Raw genomic sequence first — 5,498 nt, forward strand, 5'->3', positions numbered from 1 at the left:
TGGAAGCTCCCGCCCAGCACCTGGGCCAGGGTGGCGATGGTCCGGGTCTTGGCCAGCCCGGGCACTCCCTCCAACAGCAAATGCCCCCCGGACAACACCGCCACCAGGACCCGCTCCAGCATGCCCTCCTGACCGACAATCACCCGCTTGATCTCAAACAACGCCGCCTCGAGGGCGGCCGAGGGGTTGGCCGGGTCGGCGACGCTGAGGCGGCGCTGGTCGTTCTCGGTCATCTGGTCTCCTTGCGGCACGGGCGGATCAGGGGAGCCGGGCGCCACGGCGCGCCCGCAGGGCGCCGGCGGCGGCCAGCAGGAGGAGGCCGGCGGCGGTGAAGGCCACCGTCACCTCCCGCTCCTCGAGGCGGAAGCCGATGCGCGACCCCAGGCTGTCGTAGACGGCGGTGAGGTTGTCGCTGGTCGGCGCCTCGAAGAAGCGGCCGTTGGTGGTCTCGGCGATCCGGGCCAGGCTGTCCGGGTCGGGCGGAACCGGCTGGATGCGGGTGCCGCCGAAGGCGTTCGGCTGGCGCAGCACCCCGTTGGCGGTGCCGAGGGCGATCGTGTAGACGGGGACCCGCAGCTGGCGGGCCCGTTCGGCCTGGATGAACGGGTCACCGCCGGCCGAGTTGGCGCCGTCCGAGAGCAGCAGGGTCACCGCCGGCGGCACGGCCGCCGGCGGCTCGGCGCCCTGGCCGGGGGTGGTCGGGGAGGGGATGGCCGGCCCGTTGGGGTCGAGGGTGGTGGTCGGGCCGGCGCCGCCGCCGGTCGCCTCCTGGCGGGCCGCCTCGATCACGTCGAGGGCCCGGCCCAGGCCGTCGCCCATGGCCGTCCCGCCGTTGGCGTTCAGGGTGGCCAGCGCCTGGCGGACCGCCTCGCGGTCGGTGGTGGGCGGCACCAGGGTCTCGGCCTCGCTGGAGAAGGTGACCAGCCCCACCTGGAAGCGCTCGGGGAGGCGGTCGAGGAACCGGGTGGCCGCCCGCTGCGCGGCCTCGATACGGGTCGGGTCGACATCGTCGGCGTTCATCGACCCGGACACGTCGATCACGAGCATGACGGTGGCCTCGTCGCGGGGCACGGGCACCCGGGCCATCGGCCGGGCCGCGCCCAGCAGCAGCGCGGTGAGGGCGAGCACGATCAGGGCAGCGGGGATCCACCGGCCCCGCCGCTCCCGCTCGACCACCCCGGCGAGCACGTCCAGGGCCGGGTAGCGGATCGCGTAGCGGATCCGCCGCCGCCGCGCCATGACGAGGGCGAGGACGGTGAGGGGGATCAACGGCAGCGCCAGGAGTGCCAAGGGGCTGGCAAACGTCATTCGACAACTCCAGGCTCGCGGTGTCCCTCCCCTAGGCTGCCACGATCCTCGAAACCACGTAAGTGTGCCGTCAAAGACGAGCCGGCGCGGTACCCTTGAGCCCGGGTCGTCCGGTGGGGCGGGGCGAGCGGGGGATTTGCCCTTCAGCCGGGGAGCGTTGCGCTCATCCGGGTTCGGACTCCTGACTATGGCCTCGCCCCACCGGGCCCCCCGGCGGCTTCTTCTACATCGCCGAGGCCCACCCGTTCGCCTCGGTCTTCGACGACGACGACACGGCCACGAGGGGTCCTACGCCGACCCGGGCGCCCCCGTGAGCGAGCCGTTCGAGTACGCCTGGCAGCACAGCATGGGTCTGGCGGCTGCCCGAGGCGTATGACCAGCGGCTCCCGGTGCGGTACTCGCTCAAGGCCACCAAGGGCTAGCCTGGGAGCATGAGCCAGTACGGGACGGCGCCGCCGGCGGGGTCGCTGCTCGCCCAGCAGGTGCTGGTGGTCAGGCAGAAGCTCAAGCTGGTCGAGCTGCGCAACGAGTACGCCGTGCTCGACCCGGGCGGCCGCCAGATCGGCGCCGTGTTCCAGGCCACCCAGTCGCCGCTGGCCTTCCTGGCCCGGCTGTTCACCAGCTGGGACGTCACCCTGCCGATCACCCTGCACATCCTCGGCCCGGGCGCCCAGCTCGAGCTGGTGGTGCACAAGCCGTGGTTCACCTGGCGCTGCCAGGTGCTGCGGCCCGACGGCATGCCGCTGGGCGAGATCGCCAAGCAGATCCGCCTCGGCAGGGCGCGCTTCACCCTGCTCGACCCGCGCGGCGCCCAGCTCGGCGAGGTCCGGGCCCACAACTGGCGGGCCAAGGACTTCTCCGTCTTCGACGGCGCCGGCCAGGCGATCGCCCGCGTGACCAAGCGCTGGGCCGGCCTGCGCGAGCTGTTCACCGACGCCGACACCTACGTCGTCGAGGTCAGCCCGTCCGCCGTCGACCCCCTGCGCAGCCTGGCCGTGGCCACCTGCCTGGTCATCGACGTGGTCATGAAGCAGAAGGACTACGCCGACTAGCCGACCGGCGAACCTGCCGGTCGGAATCTACCGATCGTCGGCCGGAGGCCGACTCCGAGCCGTTGTCGCCCGGACCCTCCTGGCCGCCGCCACCATGTTGCGCAGGGAGGCCAGCACCTCCGGGTAGTCGCGGGTCTTGAGGCCGCAGTCGGGGTTGACCCAGAGCCGGGCCGGGCCGACCGCCTCCAGCGCCTCCTCGAGCAGGCTGGCCATCTCGTCGGGAGGCGGCACCCGGGGCGAGTGGATGTCGTAGACCCCGAGGCCGATCTCGCGCCCGTAGCCGGCCTGCTCCAGGTCCCGGACCAGCTCCATGCGCGAACGGGCGGCCTCGATCGAGGTCACGTCCGCGTCCAGCCCGTCGATCGCGGGCAGGATCTCGCCGAACTCCGAGTAGCACATGTGGGTGTGGATCTGGGTCTCGTCGCGGACCCCGGCGGTGGCCAGCCGGAACGCCTCCACCGCCCAGCTCAGGTAGGCGTCGCGGCGGTCGCGGCGCAGGGGCAGGGCCTCGCGCAGGGCCGGCTCGTCGACCTGGATGACCCCGATCCCGGCCGCCTCCAGGTCGGCCAGCTCGTCGCGGATGGCCAGGGCGAGCTGGCGGGCGGTCGCCTCCCGTGGCTGGTCGTCGCGCTCGAACGACCACTTCAGCATCGTCACCGGCCCGGTCAGCATGCCCTTGACCGGCCGCTCGGTCAGGGACTGGGCGTAGGTGAGCCACTCGACGGTCATCGGGGCCGGGCGGGACACGTCGCCGAAGATGATCGGCGGGCGGACGTAGCGGGTGCCGTAGGACTGGACCCAGCCGAGCTCGGTCACGGCCACCCCGTCGAGCTGCTCCCCGAAGTACTGGACCATGTCGTTGCGCTCGGGCTCCCCGTGGACGAGCACGTCCAGCTCCAGCTCGTCCTGGATGCGGACGACCTCGTCGATCTCGGCCCGCATGCGGGCCTGGTAGCCGGCCTCGTCCAGCTCGCCCCTGCGGCGGGCCGCCCGGGCCTTGCGGACCTCGCCGGTCTGGGGGAACGAGCCGATGGTGGTCGTCGGCAGGGGCGGCAGGCCGAGCCGGGCCCGCTGGGCCTTCTCGCGGACGTCGTACGGGCTGGCCCGGTGCAGGTCGGGCTCGCCGATCGCGTCCAGCCGGCGGCGGACGGCCGGGTCGGTGGTCCGGCCCGAGCGCCGCCGGGCGGCCAGGGTCCGGCGGTTCGCCTCCAGCTCCTCGGCGATGGCCCCGGTGCCCTCGGCCAGCCCGCGGGCCAGGGTGACCACCTCGGCGACCTTCTGGCGGGCGAAGGCCAGCCATGGCCGGACCTCCGGGTCGAGCGCCTGCTCGGCCTCCAGGTCGATGGGGACGTGCTGGAGCGAGCAGGAGGTGGAGACGACCACCTCGCCGGCCAGGCCGAGCAGGGTGGCCAGGACGGAGAGCGACCGCTCCAGGTCGTTCACCCAGACGTTGCGGCCGTCGACCACCCCGGCGACCAGGGTCCGGTCGCCGATGCCGCCGGCCCCGGCCAGCAGGTCGAGGTTGCGGACCCCGTCCCGGGTCAGGTCGAGGCCGATGCCGTCGACCGGGGCGCCGGCGAGCACCCCGAGGGCGTCGCCCAGGTGGTCGAAGTAGCTGGAGACCAGCAGCCGGGGCCGGGCGCTCGACCCGCCGAGGCGGTCGTAGGCGTGGCCGAGGGCGTCGAGCTCGGCGGCCGAGCGGTCCTGGACGAAGGCCGGCTCGTCCAGCTGCACCCACTCGGCCCCGGCGGCCTCCAGCTCCTCCAGCAGCTCGGCGTACACCTCCAGCAGCGGATCGAGCAGGCTGAGGCGGTCGAACCCGGCCGGGACGCCGGCGGCGGCCTTGCCCAGCAGCAGGAAGGTGACGGGGCCGAGCAGGACCGGGCGGGTGGCGATGCCCAGCTCGCGCGCCTCGGCCAGCTCGGCCAGGGGCTTGGGCGCGGCCGCCAGCCGGAACTCGGCGTCCGGCCCCAGCTCCGGGACCAGGTAGTGGTAGTTGGTGTCGAACCACTTGGTCATCTCCATGGCGGTGACGTCGTCCCGCCCCCTGGCCATGGCGAAGTAGGCGTCAAGGCCCTCGGCCCGGCGGTGGCGTCCGGGAACGGCGCCGACCAGGACGCAGGTGTCGAGCACCTGGTCGTACAGCGAGAAGTGGTTCGAGGGGACCTGCCCGAGGCCGGCGTCGCGCAGGAACGTCCAGGTCTGCCGGCGCAGGTCCCTGGCGGTCGCCTCCAGCTCCTCGGCCGGCACCCGGCCGGCCCAGAAGCCCTCGGTGGCACCCTTCAGCTCCCGGCGGTCACCGATCCGCGGGAACCCGTGAACGGTCGAACTTGTCATGAGCCCTCCCTCGAGGCCTGGACGGCCGCGCACCCGCGCGGGCGCTGGCAGGTCTTCGGGCTCGTGGGCGGGCGGCGCGGTCTTCGCCGCGCCGGGTTCCTACCGGCCGTCGCTTCCCAAGACTGTCTGGCTCAGTGCTGGACCGAGGAGCGGGTGGCACCTCGGTGACGGCTGTCGTTCCCACATACCGCTGCGGGGCAGCTCCGGAGTCGCACCGGATTCCCTCTTTGGCGACCAGCGCCCGGCAAGGATCGTCCCGCCCACGGCGCCTGTCAACCCGCCTCGACGGGGGTGCCGGCGGCGGCCGTGGTCCCGACCAGCTCGGCATGCCGGGCGCGGATGCCGGCGATCAGCAGGCCCAGCCCGTGCTCGAAGCTGGCCGCGGGGTCGGGCTCGCGGGCCGCCTCGGCCTGGTACTCCACGGCGCAGCCGATCACGTAGTCGCCGACGGCCAGGACCGTGCGCAGGGCCTCGGCCATGAGGTCGAGCAGCTGGCGCTCGTTGCGGACATGCCAGTAGAGGGTCGGCGCCGACACCCCGAGCTCGGTGGCCAGCCGCCGCAGGGTCAGGGCCTCCAGGCCCGCCCTGGCCAGCAGGTCGACGGCCCCGCGGACGATCTGCTCGTAGCATCTTGAACGTTGTTGGAGAATGGCGGGAGCGGAGGTGCCATGAGCGAGCCGCAGGCGGCGGTCACGGTCCGTGGCCTGGTCAAGCGCTACAAGTCGGTCGAGGCGGTGCGCGGCATCGACCTGGACGTGGCTCCCGGGGAGACCTTCGGCTTCCTCGGGCCCAACGGGGCCG

General features: G+C 73.6%; 6 protein-coding genes and 1 riboswitch. Of the genes, 2 read left to right on the top strand and 4 right to left on the bottom strand.

Annotation, left to right across the window (positions count from 1 at the left end):
- On the bottom strand, nt 1-233 hold a 233-nt coding region (locus VF468_14885; protein HEX5879579.1), incomplete at its 3' end, for an ATPase.
- Between the two features lie 25 nt (nt 234-258).
- Nucleotides 259-1,308, bottom strand: a complete 1,050-nt coding sequence (locus VF468_14890; protein ID HEX5879580.1) for a VWA domain-containing protein — start codon at nt 1,306-1,308, stop codon at nt 259-261.
- A 431-nt stretch (nt 1,309-1,739) separates the two neighbouring features.
- Between VF468_14890 and VF468_14895 the strand changes: the two genes are divergently transcribed.
- Entirely contained in the window at nt 1,740-2,360 is a 621-nt protein-coding gene (locus VF468_14895) for a phospholipid scramblase-related protein (GenBank protein ID HEX5879581.1), read from the top strand.
- 27 nt (nt 2,361-2,387) lie between these two features.
- Here VF468_14895 and metE read toward each other — a convergent pair whose 3' ends face one another.
- Together metE and VF468_14905 are read right to left on the bottom strand one after the other, a co-directional pair.
- A complete protein-coding gene (metE, locus tag VF468_14900; protein HEX5879582.1) occupies nt 2,388-4,697 on the bottom strand; it encodes a 5-methyltetrahydropteroyltriglutamate--homocysteine S-methyltransferase in 2,310 nt (769 codons plus the stop codon).
- Between the two features lie 28 nt (nt 4,698-4,725).
- A riboswitch (cobalamin riboswitch) is annotated at nt 4,726-4,951 on the bottom strand.
- An 18-nt stretch (nt 4,952-4,969) separates the two neighbouring features.
- On the bottom strand, nt 4,970-5,380 hold the full coding sequence (locus tag VF468_14905; GenBank protein HEX5879583.1) for a TetR family transcriptional regulator: 411 nt from the start codon (nt 5,378-5,380) through the stop codon (nt 4,970-4,972).
- On the opposite strand from VF468_14905, the gene VF468_14910 reads away from it, so the two are divergent.
- Nucleotides 5,366-5,498: ABC transporter ATP-binding protein (locus tag VF468_14910; protein HEX5879584.1), on the top strand; the 133-nt coding region annotated here is incomplete at its 3' end. The genes VF468_14905 and VF468_14910 overlap by 15 nt on opposite strands.

The organism is Actinomycetota bacterium (assembly GCA_036280995.1).
In the GTDB taxonomy this organism is placed as follows: domain Bacteria; phylum Actinomycetota; class CALGFH01; order CALGFH01; family CALGFH01; genus CALGFH01.

Excerpts from the sequence above, each read along its gene's own strand:
- metE (HEX5879582.1), bottom strand. The coding sequence starts at position 4,697 with ATGACAAGTTCGACCGTTCACGGGTTCCCGCGGATCGGTGACCGCCGG.
- VF468_14895 (HEX5879581.1), top strand. The coding sequence starts at position 1,740 with ATGAGCCAGTACGGGACGGCGCCGCCGGCGGGGTCGCTGCTCGCCCAG.
- VF468_14890 (HEX5879580.1), bottom strand. The coding sequence starts at position 1,308 with ATGACGTTTGCCAGCCCCTTGGCACTCCTGGCGCTGCCGTTGATCCCC.